The sequence below is a fragment of the Thalassotalea sp. PS06 genome (assembly GCF_007197775.1).
Classification (GTDB): Bacteria; Pseudomonadota; Gammaproteobacteria; order Enterobacterales; family Alteromonadaceae; genus Thalassotalea_A.
Map to the genome: position 1 here is coordinate 3610659 of NZ_CP041638.1, position 26692 is coordinate 3637350.

Here is a 26692-nt window from a genome sequence, read left to right on the forward strand (position 1 = left end):
CACCTGAGATAGCTAAGCATTGAGAGCAACTATGAAGACACTGACCATACCGCAACTGCCAATGCCATCATCCCGTCTAATCTATGGATGTATGCGCATCAGTGGTGACAATTCACAACAGGATCGGGAAAAAGGTAAGCGTGCCATCGAAGCTGCGATTGATGAAGGTTACAACCACTTTGATCATGCCGATATTTATGGCGGTGGTGAATGTGAGTCAATATTTGGTGAAGTTCTTAAAGCTCAGCCGCACCTGCGCAATAAGGTATTAATTACCTCAAAAGCCGGAATTCGCTTTGCAAACACACCGGTGGCTGGTGAGGTCGGTCGTTACGATTTTTCCCATAATTATCTGATTAAGCAGGTCGAAGGTTCATTAAAGCGTCTTAATGTTGATGCTTTAGATATGTTTCTGTTGCACCGTCCAGATTATTTGTTTAATGCTGAAGACGTTGCCCACACCCTCAATGAACTGCGCCAGTCCGGCAAAGTAAAACACTTTGGGGTGAGTAACTTCAGTGCCAGCCAGCTGGAATTACTACAGTCAAAAATGACCGATTCATTGTTGGTGAATCAAATTGAAATCAATATCCATAATATCGACGCATTTTCCAATGGCACCTTAGATCAGTGCCAACAATATGGCATCACTCCCATGGCCTGGTGTCCGATTGCTACCGTCGCTTATGAAGCCTGGGGCAATACCTTTAGCGATGAAGATGTTGCGCGCATTCAACAGGAATATCAGCGTCAGGCTGACTTTTATGGCTGCGAGCAATGGGTTATCGCGCTGGCCTGGTTGTTAATAAATCCAGCGCAAATTTGCCCTATCATCGGTTCTACCAACCCTGAACGAATTACCATGGCAAAACAGGCCTTAGATTTAGACTATCGTCATGAAGACTGGTATCGCCTGCTAGAAGCCAGAAATGGCCATCCAGTACCTTAGCCACAACCAGTAGTTACGTAAAAAGGAACAATCAAGGATGAGTTTTTGGAAAGAGCTTTTCGATGTATACCAGCAGCAATTGCAATCAAAACGTCTTGCTAAAGGCGCCGGTCGATCATTAATACAGGAAATACGAATCAATCTTTCGCTGATGGCAGAAGCGCTGCAGCATCCAGAATCTTGCGCTGCCTTGTTAGCAAACCTCGAAGACACGGCGTTTCGCCATTACTGCCAGCAAGGCTATGAATTTGAGCAATTAAACCCGCAGAGTCTTAATAAAACCACAACAGCTGCCATTCCTGAATTCAACCAATATTTGCAGCAATCAACGGAAGAGCTAATTTACCGAGCTTATCAGAGAGTTAAGGTTTTAAAAGCGTTTGCAGCGGCAAATAATGCCAAAGACAGCCAACGAAGAATTCAATCGCTACTGCGCTATCATGTTATGCTAGTCGCCCATGTACAGTCTCAGCCACTACGTTTGAGTCACAGTAGATCGTAGTAACCCCTAATTTACAATCAGGAGCCCCCTTGGTGTCTTACCGTTTCTTCCCCCTATACTTAATTTTTCTAGTGGCCACAGGTTGTCAGCCGACATCAAATGTAAAGCAAGTGAATATCGAACTCGCCCCGGACACTCAGTCCACTGCCGTATCCAACTTAGAGCCGTTAGGCATGAGCGTCACTGCTGAAGAAAACCGCCCGGTATCCTTCACCAACAAACGTTCAGGCTATTACTACACTCAAACCCATGTTAATGATCATCCAGAGCACAGCTGGTTTAGCGGTTTTAATCTGGCACAAAAACGCTTGTTTCAAGATTATGAGATTGCCATCGATGGCTCGCCGTTAAAACGCCAGCAAGCCAAGGTCAATGTTTACCCACACAAGTTAGAACGTGTTTACCCTGAAGGTACGACAGTACAGTTATCCCTATTTGATAATCAGGATATTGTCCGTATCTCTGTTACATCCGAATCCGATGATGTCACCATCAAAATCCTCGGTGAGCAGGTCAAAGAAAGTCTGATGGTTGGCGAACTTAGCACTTATCGTTCAAGCGAAGATACCGATAAAGTCATCGCGGTTGCGTCAATTCAATCGTCCACTGACGATGCTGATTCCGAGAAAGGCTTTTACATTCTGATCGCTGACAGCATTGCCAAAGCCACTGATATGCTCAATCAGGTTCGTCAGCATGATAGCGAATGGCAACAACAGCGCCAGCAACGAATGTTAAGTCTGTTAAACGACAATACCTGGATGCATAGCAGCGATAGCGAACTGGTTAAAGCCCTGCAATGGCAAATCCTCAATCTCGATTCATTGATGACCAATCAGCACGGTAAAGGTATTTATGCTGGCTTACCCTGGTTCAACGAATATTGGGGCCGGGATAGCTTTATTTCATTGCCTGGAGCCACTCTGGTGACCGGGCAGTTTGATTTCGCCCGGGATATGATCACAGCTTTTGCCAAGTTCCAGGATAGAGATCCGGATTCAAAATTCTTCGGACGGGTACCAAATCGGGTTCGTATCGAAGATATTGATTACCACACCACCGATGGCACTCCGCGTTTCGTTATCGAGATGCGTCATTATGTGCAGTACAGCGGTGATAATAGCCTAATCGAACAGCTTTATCCGAATGTAAAAGACTCAATCAATGGCTCATTGAAAAACTGGGTAGATAAAAAAGGATATTTATTACACGCCGATAATGAGACTTGGATGGACGCCCGCCGCGAGCCTGACAAAGTCCCTTATTCACCAAGAGGCACCCGTGCTAATGATATTCAGGCGCTTTGGTTTGAGCAGTTAAAAGCCGGGATTTATTTTGCCAAAGTCGTCAACGACATAGAATCGGAAAGCCAATGGCAACAAGCTCTGGACAAATTACAACAAAACTTCTCCAAGGACTTTGTGCTGGCGGATAAAGGCTATCTCGCCGATCATCTAAATCAGGACGATAGCGCCGATACGCAATTGCGCCCTAATCAGTTTTACGCCTTTGATATGATCGAAGATAAGGCCCTGATTGCCAAAGCTACGACGTTGGCCTGGCAGCAACTGGTATATCCCTGGGGCGTGGCATCACTGGATAATCGAGATAGTGATTTCTATCCTTACCATCTGACAGAGGCGTATCACAAGGACGCTGCTTACCACAATGGTACTGTTTGGCTGTGGAATAATGGTATTGCCATGCAACGTATGATTGAGGCGGGTAATACAGATTTAGCGTTCCAATTATTCACCAATATGAATGAGCAGGCACTGACACGCGGTGTGGTTGGTGGTCTGGCGGAGAATGCCGATGCCTACCCTCATCCGGGTAAGTCAGTGGCGAAAATTACCGGGACTTACCTACAGGCATGGTCGAATGCTGAGCAGCTTCGTGCCTGGTATCAAGATTTCCTTGGCGTGCGCCCGGATCTAATTCAAAAGCAAGTAACGTTTGCACCGCGCTTGCCTTCCTCCCTTGAAGATTTACAGTGGCAGTCACGTATTGGCAGTGGAACGATGACGGTGAGCTACAAAAAATCCGAATCTATCGAACATTATCAGCTTGCTTTTAACGACATCGATGGCCAGCTTATCCTGGATTTACCAGGCTTTAAACCAGTGACGATTGATATCGATACTCAAAACATTATGCTTGTTGAATTATCTGCGCAAGCCCTGTCGATTGGGCAATATAATGCCCAGGGGGAAGAGCAGGATAAACAGCAGTGGTCAGCCGATCAGCAGCGCCTTAATCACTTAGAAGAACTGACAACCATTTCGTCACAGGCAAGCTTTGCTAAACCTATCGCGATTGAAAATCATCCAAGGCTCAAGAATTAGAGGGTGTTTATTTTTCGAGGTCAATTTTGTAGCGAATTGTTTGAGATGTGCCCTAAAAAAGACAACACGCTTTTGCAATTAGACATAATCAGACTTGCAGGCAGCCAGGTCTGGTTCTGCCTAATCTATTTCAAAGGAGTAATAGATATCAGCCGAGTTTTCGATCCCGGAAACGGTTTCCAGCCATAATCGAGACATCAGATATAAACGAACCGTCAGCTCATTAACAGGTTCATAGACGCCGATACCATATTTTAAAAATATCCGCTCGCCGAGATAGCCGCTAATGGTAGCCTGCGTTACATCATCTTCAACTTCGGCATCGATAGTGACATCGGTTAATAATGGTAAATTTTGTACCACATTTTGAATGGGCGTGGTCTTGGTCAATGCATTGGCTAGTGCCACACCAACTGCACTGCCTCCCCCGGAATCCGCGTCGAGGCCGCGACCACGGATAAGATAAGACATGATCTCTGGCTGAGGCATGCCAGGATTGGAGAAAAAGCTAAGATTTAATGCCTCGGTAGGCCCGACAATTGACAACCCAACCACTACATTTTCGTCTTTGATCTCGCGTATGGCTTTTACATTAATATTCGGATTTGACGGAGAGCCAGCAAAGGAAATCTCGCCACTCTCAACCTGTAAATCCTGACCATAAGCTTTATATTCGCCATTGAGTATCTTCAATAAGCCAAATAACTGCAATGGTTGGCGGGCTTCTTGGCGTATTTTTAGCTTGCCACCAAGGTTGCCAGTAAATCCTTGTCCCTTTAATCGAAATTCAGGTTTAATGAGTAAATCAACATCCGTGGCCAGACCAAATTGAGTGACTTGCTTCACCTGTTTCCCGGATGCATCGACGATAACCGCATCGTCACTGACATCTATGCTGCCTTCAGGAAGATTCTCCAGTACCATTAACCCGTCTAAAACCTCAACTTCACCGCTCACCAGCCCTTTTTGCTTGGCATACGCAAAACGTATATCCGTGGCGATCACTGCATCCAGGTTGGGGGGAAATAACAGCGGCAATTTCTCGGAAAATAGCCTGGCATTTGCCTCCACCCCCTGTTGCCATTCGGCAGTCGCAGTTAGCTCAGCCGGAAAATTACGAATTTTAAAACCACCATTTACATCCGCCTGTTGTCCGGAAAACTCTACGTCAACATTGATGTCATCGATGCTGTTGGGACTCTGATAGGTCTGAAACTCGCCATCATGCAGCGACAGACGCCCGTTCATGGCAGGCTTTGCAACGGTACCAGAAATAGCCAATTTAGAAGAAATGTCTCCGCGGGCTTTGCTGATCCCCGGTACTAATTCTTCCAGTAGCTGAATGCGAAATCGCTCGATATTGAGTTTTCCGGAAATAGGATACGGTGATTGCTGTAAATCAACAGTCATGTCTCCGGCTAAAAACTGGCTGTTTTCATCTTTATCTATAAACAGATTAACCTTTGCTTGTTGTTCATTGGCAGTTACCTCAATCTTGCCTTGCTGCCAACGAATCAGCTCGGCGCTTTTATTTTCACTGATCAAGGTTAATTGCCCACTTTGCAAATGATTTACCAATGCCAGCGCGTCCAATTGCCCCGCTGTCCATGAAGCCTGGGCTTCACCATCAATCGCCGTCTCTAGCTCAAGCACTTTACCCAACATCAGCTCATCGTAATCATCGAGAGTCAGTGACCAGTTCAGATGCAGATCACCATCGGCACCCAGTTGACTTTGCCTGCTCACACAGATGTTATTATCGGCGTGGTTCCAGCAATGGGGCATAATCTGCGCCTCGGAAGTTTTCAGATTAATCTTCGCCTGCAATGCTTGCTGTAATTGCCATTCGATTCCCTCAAAGCCGATACTGGCATCACTGATTTGCAACTGACTGCGTTGTGCCTGCAAATCGAGCTTATTCTCTAAAGATAACGCCAGAAAAATATCGCCGCTGCTGCTTAACTGTAGTGTTTGCGCATTAATGTCACCATCGAGTTGTAACTTGATGTCGGTGACTTTTTTATCCTGAATTTTTAGCGTACTGGAGGTAACTTCAATATTGGCTTTGTGCTCCCTGACTGGAAAATAATTGAGCGCAAGCACCGCCTCTGGAACCTGAATCGTCTGCATCGAAAATGCCTGTAATCTGGCCAGTAATTCGATGTTGGGATCATCAATTGCGCCGGTGACACTGATATCCCCCGCTAGTTGCCCCTTAATGTCCTCAAACCAACGTTGGAACCTGGCTCCTTGCCATTGCCCCTGTAGATGCCAGTTTTCATCACTGTAACCTTGGATATTAAGCTGTGAATCCGCCAGGGTAACCTCGAATTTGCCATCGTCGAGGCGTAAATTGTTATCGATTGAGAAATTTGCCAGCAAAGACAAGGGATGTTCATTGATAACTCCCTGTAAACTTGAATTGTAGGAAGAAACCTGCCAACTACCCGGTTTTTCCAGACTTTCGGGTAAATCGTTTTGATCCAGCATTGCCAATAAGTGCAGCTGCCCATTCACCCTGCCGGTAAGGGGCTGACCGTTAAATTGCAGTCGCGGCAGTGATAATGATGGAATATTGAGGTCGGTTTTAATGCGAAAATTTTCACTGTAATCAAGATTGAGCTGACCGTTCAATGCGCTATTGCTGCTCTTGTCAGCAAAGCGTAATTTCGAAATATCTAAAACTTGCTCACTGTGAGTTCCCGTAAGATTAATGCTTGCCTGCTCGTAACCAAAGCCGGTTAACTGAATATCACTATTGATTTGTTGCTGGCCAAGGTTACCAAATAACTGTGACTGACTATTTTCAACAATGAATTTCTCACCAACGAGTGCTGTCAGGTCGATACGACGACTCTGAACATTGGCAACAAACGGCAACGTCGAGTCAATAAGATCGCCACGTACATCAACCGATACCGGCACCTTGCCAGCGTTCACCAATTGCAGCTCCAATTCCGACAAATTACCGGCAACCTTTAGGGTCTGTTCACTTTGTTCCAGTTCCGTATACCATGGGAAATGAGAAATTTGCGTATTCGCCTGAAGATTCATCGCCCAGGGCGTTTGCCAATCGATATTGCCAGTTAATTCAGCATTACCATAGTCCTTGGCCTCGAGAGCCAATTCGGTAATATTCAATTGATACCCTGACCAATCGAGGGCCAATAAAAAATCTCTCAGATTAACCACGGGTTTTGGTTCGTCGGTAGTCGCGAGGGTAAGATCGATATCGGCGATTGCGATTTGTGCAACCCGTAAATCAATAGGAATGAAAATATCTGGAAGCGTTGCCAACGGCCACTGTTCGGGCGTTGCCGGCGATGACTGAGATGGATTGTTCGCTGCTACGTCGTTAGCCTCACCAGCCGATGAAAGGGTTGCCACCTCAACTTGACTCAGGGAGGTGTTGGCAATATTAATCCGGCTGTTTTGACCAGTTATCGCCGTTTTAAGCGCGGTTACCTGAACGTCGACGCCTGGGTTAACAAAATGGATTTTATCCACTGCAATTAAGCCGATATCGATACCGATAGGCAGGTTAATCAATGCATGTGAAGGCGGCTCCGGCTCTGGTTCACTGTCAGTATCTGTAACCGTCATGTTGACCAGTATCGATTTTGCCTTCAGCCAGGGCATACAAAGTCGCTTCATCGCTAAACACCGACCTTCTAACTGATAACCAACGTCGTTAAGCTCGATGTCGATACCATCAAGATTGATTCGAATCTGATCAAATTCAGCCTGTCCTAACAGATGGCCTTGCCGGAACTGAATATCGACAACAGATAAGGTATTTACACCTGCCAGTAATAGGCGATTACCCCATTGGGTAAACAACAGTAACGTTAGCAAAAGTAACAATAATGTGATCGGCGCGATAACCCACTTTAGCAATCGCTTTAACATTACAATTCCGCTCCCAGATTTATATGTATCTTCCAGCTGGGATCGTCCTCACTAATACCATAACCAAAATCAACCCGGATAGCGCCAACCGGAGAAATATAGTGCGCTCCAAACCCGACGGAATAAACCGGATCAATGCGAATATCGTCGGTGGCATTACCAGCATCGGTAAACACTACGCCCCGTATTTTATCGGTAAAATAGTATTGATATTCAGCACTGGCCAGGGCAATACGTTTACCGCCAACGACCACCTCTTCTCCGGCAAACTCGCCTTCATTGATAATCTGTGTGGGTCCCTGGGACTGATAATCGAAGCCACGAATACTCAGATCGCCGCCAGCAAAAAAACGTAACGAAGGCGCCAGTTCCGATTTCGGTGCATCGAAGATATCGGAAATTCCGACCTCTGCCCGAAATACCAGGCGATGACGGCGCGTCGGCGTGGTGATGAAACGCCATCGAGCAATCGCGCGAAGTATGCTGATATCCGACCCTGCGCCTTCGGCACCACCCTCGAACATGTAGTACTGACTGAACCCCCAAGATGGATCAAGCTGAGGGCCTTTTCGGGACGTGCGGGAAAAAATCACTCCGGGCATCAGATAGCTACCACTCTCCACCTCATCCTCGGCTATCTCTTTAGGTAGATCTTCGATGCGCCAGCGCTCTGCCAGAAAACGAGTGTAATATTGGGCACTCCAACGCTCGTAGATGCGTACATTTGCAATTCGTCCTTCTAAGTATTTTCCGACCAGTCCTCCGTACTCATCATCCTCAAACGTCAACTGCAGCTGCAGCAGGTCTTTGAGCGGATCAGAAAGAGGAATACGGTAAGTGAACCGCCCAGTGGGATTGATTTGCGAATATTCAAACCTGGTTTCCTGACTGTGGCCCTTGCTATTTATCTTTGGCGTGCGCCAACTGGTAGAGACGCGAAACAGAGTGTCAGTTGCAAAGCCAAAACCGACATCGACATAATGGGATTTCGTCTCGCCAAGAGTTACGTTAACCGGTATTAGCTGATTTACCGGATTTTTTAAATCCGGGACTACAAGTAAGTTTCCGAAATACTGAGTTTGTTGCAGCAAGCTTTGAAACTGTAATAATTTCTGGCTTGTATAAGGTTCGCCGACATCGAAAGGGATGAGCACTTCGAGCAGCTCAGGATCCAGATCGAATTCAGAAAATATCACCTCGCCAAGATAGTAGCGCCGGCCACTTAAGTAAACCAGCTCAACATCGGCACTGGTATAATCCTCCTGGATTGCCAGGCGAGAGCGCAAATATCGCCCTTCGAAATAACCGCGATCCAAGGCCAAATTTGAAATTTTTGATTTTACCGATTCATATACACTGTGATCGACAATATCGTTGGATTTGAGTAACTTTGTCTGGATTTCCGTGACTAACTCTACAAATTGACTGTCGAGCTCAGCTTCTCCCTGAATATCAATGAGTATGTCTGAATAACGGGTTGGCTCATTAAGTACCACATCGATATGTAATCGCCAGATTTTCTCATCATCTTTCACCACATCTTTGTCAATGCGCACATCGATTTCACTGCGGTAATACCCCATCGCCTGTAGAGCTGTGGTGGTTTTATCTTCTGCAGTAAACACAAAACCTTCTCTTTTTGTCTCAGTGTCGGGGAGTTCACCTAAGTGAGCGCGAATATTGCGTTTAAATTTTTGTGGTAAGTCGTCGGGGAGTTTTACCTGCAAGTTGGCGGCAACAAGCTTCCCACTAAACAAGCATAATATGAGAAATACACAAAAACCTGACCAAAATTTCGTAGTCATTATCACTAGGGGAAGATTTTCTCGCATCATCCATGGCAAAAAATGCAACACAAACCTCATTTTCAGGGGGCGATTATCATTGGGAAAAAACAAAAGATTTCGAGCCTTATACAGAGTATGGCAACAGTTAAAGAAAATACGATAACAAATTGAATATTATTAAAGAAATGGTTTTGAAAAGGTTGGGGAATTGGCGGAGGTGGAAGAAGGAGGTGGTAGGTGGAAGACAGCACTTACAGTCTTCGATTATCGGCAGGCAGAATAACGCACAGACACCAGGAAGTGAGCAGTTATCGAGCGGTGGAAAAGCAATCCATCAATGAGCGCCTTAGCAATTAGCTTATTTCTATGAGTACATTGCATTTCTGGCATACAATAAAAAATAGCGTCTGGCGATACTTTGTGCATTTCTGAAAACTGGATACTGATACCCAAAATTTGTTTATTCTGTGCTCAGCGGTGTTGGTCAATCAATATCGGATTACCATCCGGATCTTCGAGCATAAAGCTGCCTGGGCCCGAAGGTTCACCATTGACCTCAGATAACAAGGTTAACCCCTGTTGCTTGCAATAGGCCTGAATATCACGGACATCATCAAATTCATCGAGATTCGTGGCTTTTTGGTCCCAGCCGGGATTAAAGGTCAGCATATTTTTCTCAAACATGCCCTGAAATAAACCAATGATGTGGTCACCATTTTGCAAAATACACCAGTTTTGCTCTAGCTCGCCACCTATCTGACTGAACCCCAGCTTTTCATAAAACTGCTTCGAAGCCTGAATATCCTTTACCGCCAGAGAAACCGAAAAAGCACCTAATTTCATTGAGTTATTCTCCACAATTAGTGTTTGCAGGTGTTTTCTAACTGTAGATGAAATTGAGCGCTAAAGCGATCATTAAGGGCGTATCGCGGGGCGATACTCCGGGAACGCGATAGACAACATCGCTTCGGGTACGTGGCAGAAAACGCCACTTCGAGTACGCGATAGACAGCATCGCTTCGGGTACGTGGCAAAAAAACGCCACTTCGAGTACGCGATAGACAGCATCGCTTCGGGTACGTGGCAAAAAAACGCCACTTCGAGTGAGGTAAGCTTCGCTGGTGGGAGGTGGGAGTGTAAGAAAAAACCTTGCGTCATTCCGTGACACTGCACGGAATCTAAAGTTAAAGTTTTAACTTAATGCCGATAAGAACTCAGCGTGAGAGAGATCCCGGCCGTTGCCGGGATGACGCAAGATAATCGTCATTCCGTGATACTGCACGGAATCTAGTCGTTATTTTTTCAGGCTTAGCGTGCCTTTTCGGGACTTAGCACGGTCAGTCCGAGCTAGTGTTTTAGAATTGGGCTTGTTATGTGGTGCCGGTTTTTGGGGCTCATTGGATTGCGGTTTTGCCGGTCGTTTAGCATTGGCCTTATCCTGATTTCTTGAATCCTTTTCTACTCGACGGCTGACACCATCGCTTTGAGGCTTTCTACCAGCTCTGCCCTTGTCATTTCGATTATCGCGATTGTCTGAGCGACGTCTTCGATTCGATGCGGATGAATCCCCTGTTCTGGTTGATGGTCGGGTTTGTGTTCGGTTTGCAGGTCGGTTTTCGAATTTTTTATCTGTGACAGATCTTTGCGGTGCAGTTTGTGATTGCACGCTCTCAGGCGCGGTCTTACTCGATGTCGCTACGGCCGCATTGATATCTCGCATCTCGCGATGGGTCAGGTTACGCCACTGCCCCGGTTTTAACTTATCCAAACTAACCGACATAATCCGAGTGCGTTTAAGCTTTGTCACTTCATAGCCAAGGTATTCGCACATACGACGAATTTGTCGATTAAGCCCCTGGGTAAGAATAATTTTAAACACATACTTGCTGAGAATGTTCACTTCGCAAGGCTTAGTAACCGTACCTAATATCGGCACACCGCGAGACATACGTTCGGCAAAGCGTGGCGATAACGGTTTATCGACAGTGACGATGTACTCTTTATCATGAGCATTTTCAGCGCGCAGGATTTTATTGACGATATCGCCATCGCTGGTCAGAAAAATCAGACCTTCCGATGGTTTATCCAGTCGTCCAATTGGAAAAATCCGCTCGCGGTGACCAATGGCATCAATGATATTACCTTTCACCTGTCGTTCGGTGGTGCAGGTGATGCCAATCGGCTTGTTGTAAGCGATATAGATACGATCAGATTTATTTTCCGGAGTGGCGGCTATGGTTTTACCATCAACCTGAACCTTATCTTCAGGCATCACTTTAGTGCCAAGCTCAGGTAGCTTGCCATTAATGGTTACCCGCTGCTCTTCAATCAATTTATCCGCTTCACGGCGAGAACAAAATCCCGATTCGCTGATAAATTTATTCAGGCGCTTGCCCGTTACTTCCGTCAAATACTTGCTCTACAAGATAAAGGTTGATGGCGGCAATTATCGCTCATAGCCTAAGCGTTTGCACTATATCGACACAATTAAAAAAGGGAAGCCGAAGCTTCCCTTTAAAAAATAAGCGATGAAACGATTAGTTTCGTTTCATGGAATTGAAGAACTCATCATTGGTCTTGGTCATTGCCAGTTTATCAATCATGAATTCCATGGCGTCAATTTCGCCCATCTCGTGAACGATCTTACGCAAAATCCACATCTTCTGTAGCTCATCTGGCTTCGTAAGAAGCTCTTCACGACGAGTACCACTGCGGTTAAAGTGAATCGCAGGGAATACACGCTTCTCGGCAATCTTGCGAGACAAGTGTAATTCCATGTTACCGGTACCTTTAAATTCTTCGTAGATAACTTCATCCATCTTCGAACCGGTTTCTACCAGTGCGGTTGCGATGATTGTTAAGCTACCACCTTCTTCAATGTTACGGGCGGCACCGAAGAAACGCTTCGGACGATGTAAAGCATTGGCATCAACACCACCGGTTAGGATTTTACCTGATGAAGGGATGACGGTGTTGTATGCGCGAGCCAGACGAGTAATGGAATCAAGCAGGATAACCACGTCCTTTTTGTGCTCTGTTAAGCGCTTGGCTTTTTCGATAACCATTTCTGCAACCTGAACGTGACGAGACGCTGGCTCATCAAAGGTTGATGCAACCACTTCACCTTTTACCAGGCGCTGCATCTCGGTAACTTCTTCCGGACGTTCGTCAATCAGCAATACCATCAACTCACACTCTGGGTGGTTGTGGGCAATACTTTGGGCAATGTTCTGTAGTAATAAGGTTTTACCCGCTTTCGGTGGTGCAACAATCAAACCACGCTGACCTTTACCAATTGGCGATGCTAAATCCAGTACACGGGCGGTAATATCTTCCGTAGAACCGTTACCACGTTCCATGGTTAAACGATGATTAGCGTGAATTGGTGTTAAGTTTTCGAAAAGGATTTTGTTGCGGGAGTTTTCAGGTTTGTCGAAGTTAACTTCATTGACTTTTAGCAGGGCAAAATAGCGTTCGCCGTCTTTTGGTGGTCGGATTTTACCGAAAATGGTATCACCGGTACGTAGACTGAAGCGTCGAATCTGGCTTGGTGATACATAGATATCATCCGGGCCTGCTAAGTAAGATGAATCTGCCGATCGTAAGAATCCAAAACCGTCTTGAAGAATTTCTAAAACACCGCCGCCAAAAATGTCTTCACCACTTTTTGCGTGGGCTTTAAGAATCGCGAAAATGACATCTTGTTTGCGGGTTCTGGCTAAATGTTCAAGCTTCATAGATTCAGCAAGCTTAATCAGATCGCCAATAGGTTTATCTTTGAGTTCAATTAGATTCATAGGATGGGTCTTGTTATGTATGTGTTTGCAATGTTTTAACGCGCCGGGAAGCGGTCAGAACGAAAAGGTTTATGGATTAAAAAGATATGTATGTTGTTTAAGTTAGCATTAAAAAACGCTTAGGTAAAGCTATCGGCCAATTCCACAAAAAATTTGTGGAAAAGGAAACAAAACCTGCCAGGTACAATCGCCATTCATAGCCCGTACAGGGTACGTAAACGGATTTACGGTATGTCGAGATACCATGGAGACTTTTTCTCGACGACATGCATCCATATACAAAAAGGCCGGGAAACCGGCCTTTTCATCAAGCAATTATAGATTGGCGTCTAAAAACTCTTTTAGTTGGTTTTTAGATAGTGCACCTACTTTTGTATCTGCTACTGCACCGTCTTTGAACAATAACAGGGTAGGGATACCACGGATACCGTACTTAGGTGGCGTACCTGAATTCTGATCGATATTCAGTTTTGCTACCGTTACCTTACCTTCGTATTCTTCAGCAACTTCTGACAGGATTGGAGCGATCATTTTACAAGGACCACACCACTCTGCCCAAAAGTCCACAAGAACCGGACCAGAAGCATTTATAACATCAGCATCAAAGCTGTCATCTGTAAGCTGAACAATTTTCTCGCTCATTTTTATCTCCGTTAGAAAGGCAGGGTTTTGTCTGCCAACAATGTTGCATAATCTTATCGATCTAACTCGTTAATGCAAGAGTTAACCAATGTTTGTAACAATAGAGTAACGAATTTCATGCCTTTTCTTATAGAAAATTGCGTTATAAGTTACTCAATCCCGATTTTGCGCTCTACGATAAGTGCAATTAGGCATTTATTAACCAGATATTACTTAATTGATCAGTTAGATAGTGTTATTCTTTTGCGTATGAAAAAAACACATTTAACCGAAAGTAAGTTTTCCGACTTCGAACTGGCACCACAAGTAGTGACAGGCCTTGAGTCGATGGGCTTTCAATACTGCACGACGATTCAGGCTAAATCGTTACCTATTCTTTTGTCGGGCAAGGATATTGCCGGACAAGCACAAACTGGTGAAGGTAAAACCATTGCCTTTCTGGCTGCGACTTTTCATCACTTGCTACAAAAGCCAAAGTCCGACCATAATCAGCCTCGCGCCATCTTAATGGCCCCGACCCGGGAATTGGCAATTCAAATCCATAGAGATGCTTTGGCCATGGCCAAATCAACAGGATTGCGCCTTGGAGTGGTATATGGGGGTGAGGGTTACGAAAGTCAACGCCAGGAACTGCAAAATGGTGTGGATATTTTAATCGGCACCTGTGGCCGACTGATTGATTACTACAAGCAAGGTGTATACAAACTTAACCATATCGAAGCTGTCGTGTTGGATGAAGCGGATCGTATGTTCGATTTGGGCTTTATCAAAGACATTCGCTATTTGTTCCGTAAAATGCCACCGGCAACTGAACGTATGAATATGCTTTATTCAGCAACCTTGTCATTCAGAGTGAAGGAACTGGCATTCGAGCATATGAACGACCCGGTAAGCGTTGAGGTTGAACCTGAGCAAAAAACCAATGTGCGCATCTCTGAAGAGCTATTCTACCCCTCAAATAAAGATAAAATGGCGTTATTGCAAACCCTGATTGAAGAAGAGTGGCCAGATAAAGCCATCATCTTTGCTAATACCAAGCACGGTTGCGAAAACATCTACGCTCATCTGCACGCGGACAATCTTCGAGTGGGGTTACTGACTGGCGACGTGGTTCAGAAAAAGCGTCTGAAGATCCTCGAACAATTCACTCAGGGACATGTTGATATCTTGGTTGCTACTGATGTTGCTGCACGAGGCCTGCATATTCCTAGTGTTACCCATGTATTCAATTACGATTTACCGGACGACTGTGAAGATTATGTGCACCGAATAGGTCGTACAGGCCGCGCTGGTGCAACCGGTCATGCTATCAGTTTTGCCTGTGAGGACTATGTATTTAACCTGCCGGCCATTGAAGAATATATTGAGCACAGTTTGCCGGTCAGTAAATACGACCCAGACGCGCTGTTAACCGATTTACCTAAACCAAAACCTAAGCAACGTCGTCATCAACCTCGCGGCGGTCGCGGTGGCAAGAGTGGTAAACAAGGCAATAGCCGACCTCCACAGCGTCGTCCAAAACACTAGAGAATCAGGATCAATGGCTGATGGCAGAAAAACCGTCTCATAATCAACCGCTTTATGCCGTCATCGATCTAGGTTCTAATAGTTTCCACATGATGATCTCCCGCCTGGTCGCTGATAGCGTCCAGGTGGTAGATAAAGTGAAGCGCAAAGTTCGCCTTGCTTCCGGGTTAAATGAACAGGGTGAACTAGACAGCAAATCCATGGCCCGAGGCTGGGAATGTTTAAGCTTTTTTGCCGAGCGCCTTCAGGATATTCCCGCAGAGAATATTCAAATAGTCGCCACAGCAACCTTACGCATTGCTAAAAATGCCAAAACATTCCTGGAACGTGCAGAGCAAATCCTTGGCCATAAAATCACTGTTATCAGTGGTGATGAGGAAGCCAAGCTGATTTACCTGGGCGTTGCCCACACCACCATTTCTCAGAATAATCGCCTGGTTATTGATATTGGCGGTGCCAGCACAGAGCTGATTGTCGGGCAGGGTTTTGATCCACAACTAATGCAGTCTCTGGATATGGGTTGTGTAACCTTTAATCAGCAGTTCTTCCCCGAAAACATATACAGCGAAGCCGCGTTTAAGGCTGCAAATGCCCAAGCCAAAAAGGTTCTCACGCCTTTTGAACACGCTTACCGTGATGCCAACTGGGAAAGTGCTCTGGGAGTTTCTGGAACCTTGCAAGCGATTATGGAAGTGCTAACCGCACAGGGTCGCTTACCAATAATAAATCTCGTAAAGCTGCAGGAGTTAAAGCAACAAGTGTTAGCTTGTGGCAACCTCAATTCACTCGATATCACCGGTCTGGTAAACGAGCGAAAACCGGTATTCGCCAGTGGTTTAGCGATTCTAATCGCTTTATTTGAAAATCTGAAAATCGACGAGTTACAACTTGCTGGTGGCGCGATTCGCGAAGGCTTGTTGTACGAATTGTTGCCGAATATGCGCAATGTCAATATTCGCATGCGAACATTAAACGGCCTGATGGCTCGATTCAATATTGATGAGCGACAAGCCTATCGCGTTGCCGACATCGCTGATCAGGCTTGTCAGCAATTGCTTTCTACCTGGCAGTTTGCACAGCATTATCGCAGTATTTTGCAATCCGCCTGTGTGTTGCATGAAATCGGTTTACAGCTCGAATACAAGGGCAATAAACAGCACGCGGTCTATATCCTTCAGCATGCGGATTTAGCCGGTTTTTCAACACCCGAACGTCTGTTACTTTGTGCGTTAGTTGGTAATTACAAAACCGATGTTGATGTTACGCTGCTTAATCGGCAAACCTTTGCACCGCTGTGGTCAGCTTGCCAACTGCTGGCGATATTACGCTTGTCGGTAATTTTATCGAAACGCCGGAAAGACGATGTGATGCCCGAATTCTCCATCACTGGTGTTGATAAAACCTTGAAACTCACCTTACCTGACGCCTGGTTAAAACAACATCCGCTGGTTTCGGCAGAACTGAAGCAGGAAATCATCGATATCGCCAAACTCGATATCGAACTTAGTATTATTCGGATTTAACCAGCCTCTTTGGCTGCTGTTGCTGTTCTTTCAGGGCCCAGACATTACTGATCAAAACCAACACCATGCCAATGATCACTAACAAGGTAAGTGGTTCCGAAAACAACATAGCGGCGGCCAATATCCCATAAGCAGGTTCTAAGCAGACACTGACACTCACCAAAAATGCCGGGACCGTGCGCATCGCGTTGAGTAGCAGAGTGTGTGAAAGGGCAGTAAATACCACGCCAAGTAACAGCAATTTTGCCACATCTAATCCATCACCAGTAAATGGCAGAAAAACAACGAAGGGCAGTAACCAGAAGGATGCCAGGGCGTTTTGCCAAAAGGTCAGGCTCAGGGGTGAGCTATGCACCAATAGAGTCTGATTCAAAAACGTTAACCAGGCGAAGAGCATCGCCGAGACAATACCGGCTATCACGCCGCTGGTAGTCAGAGTTAAATCCGTCATCGATTGATTCCAGGTTACCAGAGCCACCCCCAGTATAATCAGTAACGCCTGACCTAACATGGTCCAAGGCGACACCACGCCCCCCCGAAGCAAGCTAATAAACAGCACCCAAAGAGGATAACTGGCAAAAGTTATCAATGCGACTGATACGCTGGCCTGTTGCACTGCATAAAAAAATGTCAGCCAGTGCAACACCAGTAATATCGATGACAATATCAATAAGCGCCGCTTAATGGTGCCCGAAGAAAACGTAAGGGAAGGGTTCACCGCTAGCAAGACCGCCAGGCCAAGAGATGCAAAAAAGGTTCGGCCAAAGACGATATGTATCGGGCCGGTATTTACCCAGTAGGCAAATAACGCACACAGAGAAAATAATAAGACTGCGATATGCAGCTGAAAATAATCAGATTTACCGACCTGCATCAATTAACTGTTTACCTGCGAATGAAATTTATACAAAATGGACTGGCATATTTAGAAAGTAACAGTTGCCAATTCATAAAGAAACATCCAGGCACCGAAAAATAACAACACAGGAAGAGTTATGAAGGTTCAGAATCTGATATTGTCTGTGTGCTGTGCAGTACTGGTTTTTGGCTGTGCCAATACCTCCCGAGTCAGCACCGATCCCACCAGAAACAAGTTTAAAATCGCCAAGTCTGTGACTATCCCCAACGATACAGTTTTGAGCATTTATATCGCCAAATCAGAGCTCGATAGCGAGTTCTATGCCAATGGCTTGCATAAGCCAGGAAAAGCGTTAAAAGAAGGCGTGGTAGCCGCATTCTCCCCATATTTCACTGATGTGTCTTTCCTCGATATTAACAATGAGAAAACCATTGGTTGGTTACTGGATGTTAAACCGGAATGGGATTTTGAGTATGGCAATGTATTGGCCAAGTTTGAATACAAGCTATTTGACGCCCAAGGGCAAATATTGAGTCAGGGCAAAGTTGCAAACAAAGCCGGCTTAAATTATCAACAAACCGATGCGGCATTTTTTAACTCCAGTTACAAGGCGATGCAACAATTGGTTGCTCGTATTCTAAACAAACATAAGCCAACCGCTGAATTGTTCCCAGCTACTTTAGCGATGAATCAGGTCGATACCGACTTGCTAATTGACGAAGAAAAACCACGTAGCAGCGGTACAGCTTTCCTCATTAATGGTACTGGCGATTTGTTGACGGCAGAGCATGTGATTCGTGACTGTCTGGTGACCAAGATTAAGTTTGCCGATCAGGTATACGATGCCAAAGTATTAAACACCAGTCAATTACTCGATTTAGCACACCTATCTACCGATATCGTATCCGAAGACTTCCTGGCAATTCGTGGCGAGGGCGGTATCAAGCTCGGCGAAAAAGTGGTTTCTGTAAGCTATCCACTAAAAGGTTTATTAGCCAGCTCTCCAAACCTAACCTTAGGTAATGTTACATCCCATAAAGCTCTGAAGGGCTCCCTTGGTCTGTTTCAATTCAGCGCACCAATTCAGCCAGGTTCGAGCGGCGGTGCCATCGTGTCTGAAACGGGTGAAACCATTGGTGTTGTTACCAGTACCTTAAATGTTGCAGAACTTATCAAAGAAGGCATTGTACCGCAGAACATTAACTTTGCGCTTAATGGTCAATATGTCACTCGCTTTTTAGACCGTCATAACATCAGTTATGAAACTAAGCCAACCGAGCAAATGGTAGCTGCGGTAAATGAAGAAACATTAGCATCAACAGCGCAGGTTGCCTGTTATCAATAAGGAAATGATGATGAAAAAATTAGTTCTCGCGTTGACTTCAGCCCTGGCATTAAGTGCAAATGTTTACGCTGATTCTACACAAGACTTTGAAAGCAAAAGTATCGTGGTTACCGAAGCTTTTCCTGCAATGAAATACATCAGTGGCGTCGATGATGACATTAACTTTGATTTATTGATTAAGGATCCGTTGTTGGAAAACCTGGAAAAAGACTTACATGGCAGTCCGTTTTTGTTTGCCAGCTTTATTCAGAATAGTTCGACCGAAGGTGGTCAGGTTTCACAATTCACCACAGGTTTATTATCGGCGACAACGCTCGGCCTGGTGCCGGTTGTGACGAACAATGATCTGACAATCCACTATCGTATTCGTTTACAACAAACGACCATCAGCGAATTTACCTACAGCAAGAACTTTACCGATGCTGGCTTTTTATGGGCAGGTCCGGATCAGGAACTTAGTACGGAAGTTAAGGCCTGGGTGAAGTCCACGGTTCCGATGTTTTTACGTGATGTTCGCCGTGATGAGAAGCTCAAAGAGATGATTGATGAATATCAGTATTACTTTGGAGAAGAGAGCTAAGTTGTAATGCCAAGGCGCCTCAGGAGACAGACTGACGTCGGTGGATAAATGCTATCTCGGCGCATTTTGGGTTATGACCATGGATGGTCGGTATGCCGAAAATGCACTAATACAGGGAAGTATGTAGTTAGGATAACGCAGGAGCAGTTATCGAGGAGCAATTTTCGGTGACAGCTAACGCGGGGGGAGATCTTTACTTCCACCTCCCACCTTCCACCATGGGAAATTTCAATTTTCCCATAGACACCAGACGCAGCACTTCACAACTGCGCCTGACACCCGGCAGAATTGCACAGAGTAAATTCTGCCTACTTACCTTCCTGCAACCAATAACCCACTTGCTTGGCAAAGTAAGTCAAAATGCCGTCTGCACCAGCACGTTTGAACGCTAACAGGCCTTCCATAATACAAGGTTGTTCAGCAAGCCAGCCGTTTTGAATCGCCGCCATATGCATCGCATATTCGCCGCTTACCTGATAGGCATAGGTTGGCACTTTAAACTCATCTTTGACGCGACGGACAATGTCTAAATATGGCATTCCGGGTTTTACCATCACCATATCCGCACCTTCTGCCAGATCCTGTGCGATTTCCTGCAAGGCTTCATCAGAATTAGCGGGATCCATTTGATAAGAGTATTTATTGCCACCTTTAATATTGCCAGCAGAACCGACCGCATCACGGAAAGGTCCGTAATAATTGGAGGCATATTTAGCCGAATACGCGAGAATACGAGTATTACTGTGTCCTGCCTGCTCTAATGCTTCACGAATAGCACCGACGCGACCATCCATCATATCTGAAGGAGCGACAACATCAGCACCAGCATCAGCATGAGACAAGGCTTGTTTAACCAGGATTTCAGTAGTCACATCATTTAATACATAGGCATCATCATCGATAATGCCATCCTGGCCATGAGTGGTGAATGGGTCTAAGGCAACGTCGGTTATCACCCCAAGCTCAGGAAACTTTGCTTTTAACGCACGAACGGTGCGCTGTGCCAACCCCTCAGGGTTATAGGCTTCTTCAGCTAGTAAAGATGTTTTATCCGCCGGTGTCACCGGAAAGATGGCGATGGCAGGAATACCCAGGTCGACTAACTCCTGAGCTTCTTCCAGCAATAAATCAATGCTCTTACGTTCAATGCCTGGCATTGACGGAATGGCTTCACGCTGATTTTCGCCTTCAAGGACAAATACCGGATAAATCAGATCGTTTACCGTTAGTTGATTCTCAGCCATTAAACGACGTGAAAAGTCATCTTTGCGCATCCGGCGCATGCGACGAGCCGGAAACTGTCCAAAATTTTCAATACTCATAAATTCTCCTGATCCCACTGAAATAATCGTTTCGCATTTGCAGTGGTGCAAGTCATTAATTCTTGTTCATCAATACCCATGGCTGCTGATAATGTTTGCACAACAAAAGGTAAATATGCTGGTTCATTACGGCTGCTTTTCGGCCGAGGACGGATATTTTTCGGTGTCAGATAAGGCGCATCGGTTTCAACTAATAAACGATCCCGGGGAATATAGCGAACAATATCGTACAGTTCCTGGCCGCGCTTAGGATCACAAACCCAGCCAGTGACACCAACATAAAGGCCCATATCCAACACCTGCTTTAACTCTTCAAGATTACCGGTGAAGCAATGGGACACGCCGCCCGATAACTGGCTTAACTGCTCATCGATAATGCCTTTCCAGGTTGGAAACGCATCACGTTGATGCAAAAACACCGGCTTTTGCACCGCCACCGCCAGCTCAAGCTGTTCCTGAAATACCCTTTGCTGGTTCTCAGGTGTCGAAAAATTACGATTAAAATCCAGGCCACACTCGCCAACCGCTTTAACTTTTTGTTGTTGGCATAACAGCTGTAATTGCTGCAGGTAATCATCACTCACACCATCGGCATCATGAGGATGGACACCTGCTGTGCTGTATAGATACGGGTCTTGTTGCGCTAATTGCAGAGCCTGCTGACTCTCTCGAACATTGGTACCGGTTATCAACATTTCCCGAACATTAGCTGTCCGCGCTCTATCGATAACCGCTTGTCGGTCTTTATCAAATCGATTACTGGTAAGGTTAACACCAATATCGACCAGAGTATGGTTCATGTTATTTGACGCGTTTCACTTTTACCGTGCGATTAGAGTCGGTTTTCTTCAACGAAAATGAATTGAACATACCGCGGCTTATCACAACATCCTGTCCGGATTTATAACTAGTAGACGTTGCCTCTACGGTGCGCCATTTCTGACCATTGGCCAGCGTGAATACCCATTTGTTATGGGCCTGTTTCGACGCCTTAGTGATAGAAGAGAGAATTTCAGAAACCTGCTTTTCTTCTTCGGTCTTTTTATGTTCAAGACCAAATTGCTGCTGAACTTCCGGATTAGGCGCTGCGGTAACCTCCGGTTGTTGCGGTTCTACAGGCTTTTTCGGAACGACCGCATTGGTCTGTTGCGCTTGATCGCCATTAGAGTTCAGCACCAAAGGTCCCGGTTGTTTTACCGACTTTGATTGCTGCTGTGTTTTTTGGCGTACGTAAGCGTCAAAACAAGCCAGACGTTTGTCGTTATCTTTGATTTCGCTACAGCCCCATAACAATGGATCGATCTCATCCGCTGCCAAAGCAGAAGCTGGCAACACGGCTAAAGACATTAACATTATCCAGTTTTTCATTCTTCTAACCCTTCCTCGTCGGACTCGCGTTTACGGTAAAACGACGACAAAATAATACCCAACTCAAACAATAACCACATAGGGATCGCGAGCAGTGTTTGAGAAATTACATCTGGCGGCGTTAACAACATGCCAATAATAAAGACAGACACAATGACATAAGGGCGTTTTTCGCGCAACTTTGCAGGTGTAGTGAACCCGGTCCAGCACATCAGGATTATGGCGATGGGGATTTCAAAGGCAAGGCCAAAGGCAAAGAAGATTTTTAATACGAAATCCAAGTAGCTGCTGATATCCGTGGCAATAACAACGCCGTCTGGGGTTACCGAATTAAAAAATGCAAAGGCCAGCGGAAAGACAATAAAGTACGCAAATGCAATACCAGCGTAGAACAGAAAACTACTTCCGAATAAAAGTGGCGCCACTAATCGCTTTTCATTCTGATACAGACCCGGGGCAATAAACTTCCATAGTTGATACAACATGTATGGCATCGCCAGGAAAATGGATACCACTAAGGTAAGTTTAAAGGGTGCGATAAAGGGAGATGCAACATGGGTTGCAATCATATTCGTGCCTTCCGGCATAACCGCAACTAACGGTTGCGCCAGTGCTCGGTATATATCTTTGGCAAAATACGCCAGGCTGGCGAAGATGACCAGGATAGAACCGACCATTGCCAACAGGCGATTGCGCAATTCCAACAGGTGGTCAAATAAGGATGAGCCTTGGCTTTGTTCATCCGTCATTTTTGTTTTTACTCTCGTCTTTTAACGAATCTTCGTAAGGGCGGGTTGCTTCTTCTGCGGCTTTTTTCAGGCTATCAACGGAATCTTTGACATCCGCGGTGAGATTTTCAAAGCCCTGCTTTTCCGCTTCTTTAAGATTATTGTGAAGTTCATGGATACGCAGTTCTTCTTTGATTTCAGTCTGAACCGTTTGACTGAATCGTTGAATATTACGCATCCAGTTGCGAACTGTGCGGATAGCTGTAGGTAAACGATCGGGTCCCAGTATCACCAGGCCCATTACCGCTATCACCATGAGTTCCCAAAAACCAATATCAAACATAAAAAATTCAGCCTTAAGCCTGATCTTTTTCCTTGACCTTTTCTTCCGTAGATTCCGCTTTCGACTTCTGCGCAATCTGCTCTTTTTCCGGCTCGTCTTTGTTGGTTTCGTCTTCACTTACGGCTTTTTTAAAGCCTTTAAAAGCAGAGCCTAAATCACCACCAAGGTTACGTAAACGCTTAGTGCCAAATAATAAAATTACGATTACCAGGACAATTAACAATTGCCAAAGACTTATTCCAGCCATAATCAGTTTCCTTTTATAAAAATTGTTCTTATTATAAGTTCATTAATTGTTTAATTATACCTTTAATCCCAATTCTTATAAGTCGCGAATTGGCGACAGCAGATTGGGATTGCTACAACCTCGAACAGCCCCTCAAAAATTAGCGATTGTTGCTATAGTTATACCTATAGCCATTGAAGTTTGATCATCCGAAGGAACTTTAAATGATACTCAGTGGTGCAAAAAGGACACATTCTATTCTCATATAACAACGGTCATAGTGAACAAAAATAATAAAAGGTGTTGGTGCCTTCTGATCCCGCTGATGCTTTTATCTGATGCTGTTTATGCTCAAAACGAGCCATCAGATATTGAAATGGAAATCATTGAAATCACCGCCATTGAACAACAAAAAGAGCGCGAAAGTACCAGCGAAGACGAGGATTGGCTAGGAGGGTTTCATGGCGCGGTGAGCGATACCTTTTTCAATACAGCTTTGTGGTTCGATAGTTTTTTCGCTAATGATAACGAAGAACAGACTAATCCCCAATCCCTGGCCCGCATTCGTTTGGGTTGGGAACCGAGAGCTGCCGACTGGGGAGAGTTTACCCAGCGTTTTCGCGTGCGATTACGACTGCCGCACTTTGAAAACAAAGTGGATCTGATCTTTTCTGAAGATGATGGCCAAACTACGGGCATTGAAGACTACAAAAACGAGATCCCTATTACCCGGGATCTGGAAGATGACAGATTTACTGCGGCATTAAGAGTCATCAACAAGGAAAGCGACAGCAGTTTTGTCGATACCCGAATTGGTATTTCCGGTGGCGACTTATTTACCCGGGCACGGTTGAAGCTGCAAACTGACTATACCAAAGTCCATGCCTTTAAGATGGAACCCTCGATTCACTATTTCCTTGGCGATGGTTTCGGCTCTCGCCTGTATCTGCAATACGCCTACACACCAGAATTCGATAGACAACTGCAAATCAATTATTCAATTAGTGGTTCCGAGTCATATAAAGGTGCGCGCTGGCGCCACGGTGCATACTACTTCAAACAACTGGATCATCGCAGTGCCACCGTAGCCAGCTTAACTGTCGAAGGGGAGCGTAATGGTGAGCGTGGTTTTATTATTGAAGAATATCGATTGGGTTATCGTTATCGGGTAAACGCGATTCGCGATTGGCTTTTTTTCGAAATAGAACCGTTTTTATTGTGGGAAGAGGTACGCAATTATGACACCACGCCGGGTCTTGCTTTGCGGGTAGAAGGCTACTTTACTAAGCAAGGCAAGTAGCTTTAAAGATACTAATCTCGCAAAGATCGCAGCATCAGGATCACAGCAATGACGCCACCAAAAGCCGCTAATTGAAAGAATTCCTGAGTTGCCACCACACTTGATGCGATTAATAATCCCACCGAAACCACCGTAAGTTGCAGTCGTTTGCTTTGCTGATGTTGCTGATGCATCTGTTTTACCAGGGTCAGCTGGTTAATCTTACTTTGCTGACTGGTTTTCAGATAGTCATAAACTAAATCTGGAATTTCTGGCAATTTCTCGCCCCAAAATGGCAGGTTTTCTTTCACCTGGTTAAACAGGGCTTTCGGCCCCATTTGTTCTCTTACCCAAGACTCAAGGTAAGGCTTTGCGGTTTTCCATAAATCGAGTTCCGGATAAAGTTGGCGACCTAAGCCTTCGATATACAATAATGTCTTTTGCAACAATACCAACTGCGGCTGTACTTCCATGTCGAAGCGGCGAGCCGTATTAAACAGGTTGATTAATACCTGGCCGAAAGAGATTTCCGCCAGCGGCTTTTCAAAGATTGGTTCACAAACCGTGCGAATCGCAAATTCAAACTCTTCGACATTGGTATCTGCGGGTACCCAACCGGAATCAACGTGAAGTTGTGCGACCTGATGATAATCACGATTGAAAAAGGCGACGAAGTTTTCGGCTAAATAACGCTTATCTTCTTTGTTCAAGGTGCCGACGATGCCACAATCAATGGCTATCCAGGTAGGATCATCCGGATTAGTAACATCAACAAAAACATTACCCGGATGCATATCCGCATGGAAAAAGCTGTCACGAAATACCTGAGTGAAAAATACTTCAACGCCACGTTCAGCCAACAACTTCATGTTAACATTAGCCGCTTTTAACTTTTCAACTTCACCAACACCAATGCCGTAAATACGCTCCAGGACCATGACTTCTTTGGTGCAATAGTCACTATAAACTTCCGGCACATACAGCACTTTGTCTGCACTGAAGTTACGCTTAAGCTGAATCGAATTTGCCGCTTCACGCAGTAAATCCAATTCATCGATAATGGTTTTACGGTACTCATTAACCACTTCTACCGGACGCAGGCGTTTGCCTTCGTGATAATACTGGCTCACCAGTTTGGCAAAGCCCTGCATTACTTCAATGTCCGCTAAAATCACCGGCTCGATACCCGGTCGAATGACCTTAATCACCACTTCCATCGGTTCATTGTCTTCAGGACGTTGCATTTTCGCGGCATGAACCTGAGCAATGGATGCAGAAGCCAGAGGTTGTTGATCAAAATCCAGAAACACTTCGGAGAATTTCTCTTCGCCAATGGCTTCAATGATACGTTGCTTTGCCAAAGCGCCATCAAAGGCGACAACATCATCCTGTAATCTCGCCAGTTCATTGGCAAACGCTGGGGATAATAAATCGCGACGGGTCGATAACATCTGTCCGAATTTGATATAGACCGGACCAAGGGATTCAATCGCCAGACGAAAGCGCTGTTCCAGGGATTTGTCTTTGTGCTGATTGCGCAACCAGAAAAAACTCATCCGCAACAACTTACCGTACCAGGGGATCTTATCCTTAGGTAACAGTTCATCTAAACCATACTGCAAAAAGGTTTTAATGATTTGATAGAGTCGTTGGCTACGCAC

General features: G+C 45.3%; 22 protein-coding genes. 8 read left to right on the forward strand and 14 right to left on the reverse strand.

The window, feature by feature from the left end; translation table 11 throughout:
- The first annotated feature begins 31 nt into the window (after positions 1 to 31).
- The 3 genes from FNC98_RS15970 (at position 32) to FNC98_RS15980 (ending at position 3796) form a co-directional block, all read left to right on the forward strand.
- Positions 32 to 949 (forward strand): aldo/keto reductase family oxidoreductase, encoded by a 918-nt coding sequence (locus tag FNC98_RS15970; protein WP_144035259.1) that lies wholly within the window; start codon positions 32 to 34, stop codon positions 947 to 949.
- A gap of 37 nt (positions 950 to 986) precedes the next feature.
- Entirely contained in the window at positions 987 to 1451 is a 465-nt protein-coding gene (locus tag FNC98_RS15975; RefSeq protein WP_144035260.1) for a hypothetical protein, read from the forward strand.
- Between the two features lie 110 nt (positions 1452 to 1561).
- A complete protein-coding gene (locus FNC98_RS15980) occupies positions 1562 to 3796 on the forward strand; it encodes an amylo-alpha-1,6-glucosidase (RefSeq protein ID WP_144035261.1) in 2235 nt (744 codons plus the stop codon).
- Positions 3797 to 3916: 120 nt separating this feature from the next.
- On the opposite strand, the gene FNC98_RS15985 is transcribed toward FNC98_RS15980, so the two are convergent.
- From FNC98_RS15985 to trxA, 6 genes are all read right to left on the reverse strand, one after another.
- Positions 3917 to 7705: a translocation/assembly module TamB domain-containing protein gene (locus FNC98_RS15985; protein ID WP_144035262.1), complete on the reverse strand. Its 3789-nt coding sequence runs from the start codon at positions 7703 to 7705 to the stop codon at positions 3917 to 3919.
- Positions 7705 to 9462 carry an autotransporter assembly complex family protein gene (locus FNC98_RS15990; RefSeq protein ID WP_185968007.1) on the reverse strand — a complete coding sequence of 586 codons (1758 nt, stop codon included), beginning with the start codon at positions 9460 to 9462 and terminating at the stop codon, positions 7705 to 7707. The genes FNC98_RS15985 and FNC98_RS15990 overlap by 1 nt, the downstream gene beginning before the upstream one ends.
- A gap of 501 nt (positions 9463 to 9963) precedes the next feature.
- Complete coding sequence (locus FNC98_RS15995; RefSeq protein ID WP_144035264.1) at positions 9964 to 10335, reverse strand: VOC family protein; 372 nt, start codon at positions 10333 to 10335, stop codon at positions 9964 to 9966.
- 451 nt (positions 10336 to 10786) lie between these two features.
- The gene (rluF, locus tag FNC98_RS16000; RefSeq protein ID WP_221932897.1) at positions 10787 to 11902 is read right to left on the reverse strand and encodes a 23S rRNA pseudouridine(2604) synthase RluF; all 1116 of its coding nucleotides are present in this window, start codon (positions 11900 to 11902) and stop codon (positions 10787 to 10789) included.
- Between the two features lie 127 nt (positions 11903 to 12029).
- A complete protein-coding gene (rho, locus tag FNC98_RS16005; RefSeq protein ID WP_144035265.1) occupies positions 12030 to 13289 on the reverse strand; it encodes a transcription termination factor Rho in 1260 nt (419 codons plus the stop codon).
- Positions 13290 to 13604: 315 nt separating this feature from the next.
- The gene (trxA, locus tag FNC98_RS16010) at positions 13605 to 13931 is read right to left on the reverse strand and encodes a thioredoxin TrxA (protein WP_144035266.1); all 327 of its coding nucleotides are present in this window, start codon (positions 13929 to 13931) and stop codon (positions 13605 to 13607) included.
- Between the two features lie 249 nt (positions 13932 to 14180).
- Here trxA and rhlB point away from each other — a divergent pair, with 249 nt between their 5' ends.
- The gene (gene rhlB / locus FNC98_RS16015) at positions 14181 to 15458 is read left to right on the forward strand and encodes an ATP-dependent RNA helicase RhlB (RefSeq protein ID WP_144035267.1); all 1278 of its coding nucleotides are present in this window, start codon (positions 14181 to 14183) and stop codon (positions 15456 to 15458) included.
- A 20-nt stretch (positions 15459 to 15478) separates the two neighbouring features.
- Entirely contained in the window at positions 15479 to 16981 is a 1503-nt protein-coding gene (locus tag FNC98_RS16020) for a guanosine-5'-triphosphate,3'-diphosphate pyrophosphatase (protein WP_144035268.1), read from the forward strand.
- Here the strand turns inward: FNC98_RS16020 and FNC98_RS16025 are convergent.
- Positions 16968 to 17855 carry a DMT family transporter gene (locus tag FNC98_RS16025; protein WP_144035269.1) on the reverse strand — a complete coding sequence of 296 codons (888 nt, stop codon included), beginning with the start codon at positions 17853 to 17855 and terminating at the stop codon, positions 16968 to 16970. The genes FNC98_RS16020 and FNC98_RS16025 overlap by 14 nt on opposite strands.
- 121 nt (positions 17856 to 17976) lie before the next feature.
- Between FNC98_RS16025 and FNC98_RS16030 the strand changes: the two genes are divergently transcribed.
- Together FNC98_RS16030 and FNC98_RS16035 are read left to right on the forward strand one after the other, a co-directional pair.
- Entirely contained in the window at positions 17977 to 19185 is a 1209-nt protein-coding gene (locus tag FNC98_RS16030; protein WP_144035270.1) for a trypsin-like peptidase domain-containing protein, read from the forward strand.
- A 10-nt stretch (positions 19186 to 19195) separates the two neighbouring features.
- Positions 19196 to 19765, forward strand: coding sequence for a hypothetical protein (locus FNC98_RS16035; RefSeq protein ID WP_144035271.1), 570 nt, complete (start codon positions 19196 to 19198; stop codon positions 19763 to 19765).
- A gap of 308 nt (positions 19766 to 20073) precedes the next feature.
- Here the strand turns inward: FNC98_RS16035 and hemB are convergent, their stop codons facing one another.
- Genes hemB through tatA form a run of 6 tightly spaced genes read right to left on the reverse strand, consistent with a single transcriptional unit; the run spans position 20074 to position 23773 of the window.
- On the reverse strand, positions 20074 to 21087 hold the full coding sequence (gene hemB, locus FNC98_RS16040) for a porphobilinogen synthase (RefSeq protein ID WP_144035272.1): 1014 nt from the start codon (positions 21085 to 21087) through the stop codon (positions 20074 to 20076).
- The gene (locus FNC98_RS16045) at positions 21084 to 21887 is read right to left on the reverse strand and encodes a TatD family hydrolase (RefSeq protein ID WP_221932898.1); all 804 of its coding nucleotides are present in this window, start codon (positions 21885 to 21887) and stop codon (positions 21084 to 21086) included. Before FNC98_RS16045 ends, hemB begins: the two co-directional genes overlap by 4 nt.
- A 1-nt stretch (position 21888) precedes the next feature.
- Entirely contained in the window at positions 21889 to 22455 is a 567-nt protein-coding gene (locus FNC98_RS16050; protein ID WP_144035273.1) for a hypothetical protein, read from the reverse strand.
- Complete coding sequence (gene tatC, locus FNC98_RS16055; protein ID WP_144035274.1) at positions 22452 to 23204, reverse strand: twin-arginine translocase subunit TatC; 753 nt, start codon at positions 23202 to 23204, stop codon at positions 22452 to 22454. Before tatC ends, FNC98_RS16050 begins: the two co-directional genes overlap by 4 nt.
- Positions 23194 to 23526, reverse strand: a complete 333-nt coding sequence (gene tatB, locus FNC98_RS16060; protein WP_144035275.1) for a Sec-independent protein translocase protein TatB — start codon at positions 23524 to 23526, stop codon at positions 23194 to 23196. Before tatB ends, tatC begins: the two co-directional genes overlap by 11 nt.
- A 13-nt stretch (positions 23527 to 23539) precedes the next feature.
- Entirely contained in the window at positions 23540 to 23773 is a 234-nt protein-coding gene (gene tatA / locus FNC98_RS16065) for a Sec-independent protein translocase subunit TatA (protein WP_144035276.1), read from the reverse strand.
- Between the two features lie 355 nt (positions 23774 to 24128).
- Between tatA and FNC98_RS16070 the strand changes: the two genes are divergently transcribed.
- A complete protein-coding gene (locus FNC98_RS16070; protein WP_144035277.1) occupies positions 24129 to 25052 on the forward strand; it encodes a hypothetical protein in 924 nt (307 codons plus the stop codon).
- A gap of 11 nt (positions 25053 to 25063) precedes the next feature.
- On the opposite strand, the gene ubiB is transcribed toward FNC98_RS16070, so the two are convergent.
- The gene (ubiB, locus tag FNC98_RS16075) at positions 25064 to 26692 is read right to left on the reverse strand and encodes a ubiquinone biosynthesis regulatory protein kinase UbiB (RefSeq protein WP_144035278.1); all 1629 of its coding nucleotides are present in this window, start codon (positions 26690 to 26692) and stop codon (positions 25064 to 25066) included.

What these genes read in the sequence shown, in the direction of transcription:
- FNC98_RS15970 (WP_144035259.1), top strand. Translation starts at nt 32, where the DNA reads ATGAAGACACTGACCATACCGCAACTGCCAATGCCATCATCCCGTCTA.
- FNC98_RS15975 (WP_144035260.1), top strand. Translation starts at nt 987, where the DNA reads ATGAGTTTTTGGAAAGAGCTTTTCGATGTATACCAGCAGCAATTGCAA.
- FNC98_RS15985 (WP_144035262.1), bottom strand. Translation starts at nt 7,705, where the DNA reads ATGTTAAAGCGATTGCTAAAGTGGGTTATCGCGCCGATCACATTATTG.
- FNC98_RS15995 (WP_144035264.1), bottom strand. Translation starts at nt 10,335, where the DNA reads ATGAAATTAGGTGCTTTTTCGGTTTCTCTGGCGGTAAAGGATATTCAG.
- rho (WP_144035265.1), bottom strand. Translation starts at nt 13,289, where the DNA reads ATGAATCTAATTGAACTCAAAGATAAACCTATTGGCGATCTGATTAAG.
- trxA (WP_144035266.1), bottom strand. Translation starts at nt 13,931, where the DNA reads ATGAGCGAGAAAATTGTTCAGCTTACAGATGACAGCTTTGATGCTGAT.
- rhlB (WP_144035267.1), top strand. Translation starts at nt 14,181, where the DNA reads ATGAAAAAAACACATTTAACCGAAAGTAAGTTTTCCGACTTCGAACTG.
- FNC98_RS16020 (WP_144035268.1), top strand. Translation starts at nt 15,479, where the DNA reads ATGGCAGAAAAACCGTCTCATAATCAACCGCTTTATGCCGTCATCGAT.
- FNC98_RS16025 (WP_144035269.1), bottom strand. Translation starts at nt 17,855, where the DNA reads ATGCAGGTCGGTAAATCTGATTATTTTCAGCTGCATATCGCAGTCTTA.
- FNC98_RS16030 (WP_144035270.1), top strand. Translation starts at nt 17,977, where the DNA reads ATGAAGGTTCAGAATCTGATATTGTCTGTGTGCTGTGCAGTACTGGTT.
- FNC98_RS16035 (WP_144035271.1), top strand. Translation starts at nt 19,196, where the DNA reads ATGAAAAAATTAGTTCTCGCGTTGACTTCAGCCCTGGCATTAAGTGCA.
- hemB (WP_144035272.1), bottom strand. Translation starts at nt 21,087, where the DNA reads ATGAGTATTGAAAATTTTGGACAGTTTCCGGCTCGTCGCATGCGCCGG.
- FNC98_RS16045 (WP_221932898.1), bottom strand. Translation starts at nt 21,887, where the DNA reads ATGAACCATACTCTGGTCGATATTGGTGTTAACCTTACCAGTAATCGA.
- FNC98_RS16050 (WP_144035273.1), bottom strand. Translation starts at nt 22,455, where the DNA reads ATGAAAAACTGGATAATGTTAATGTCTTTAGCCGTGTTGCCAGCTTCT.
- tatC (WP_144035274.1), bottom strand. Translation starts at nt 23,204, where the DNA reads ATGACGGATGAACAAAGCCAAGGCTCATCCTTATTTGACCACCTGTTG.
- tatB (WP_144035275.1), bottom strand. Translation starts at nt 23,526, where the DNA reads ATGTTTGATATTGGTTTTTGGGAACTCATGGTGATAGCGGTAATGGGC.
- tatA (WP_144035276.1), bottom strand. Translation starts at nt 23,773, where the DNA reads ATGGCTGGAATAAGTCTTTGGCAATTGTTAATTGTCCTGGTAATCGTA.
- FNC98_RS16070 (WP_144035277.1), top strand. Translation starts at nt 24,129, where the DNA reads ATGGAAATCATTGAAATCACCGCCATTGAACAACAAAAAGAGCGCGAA.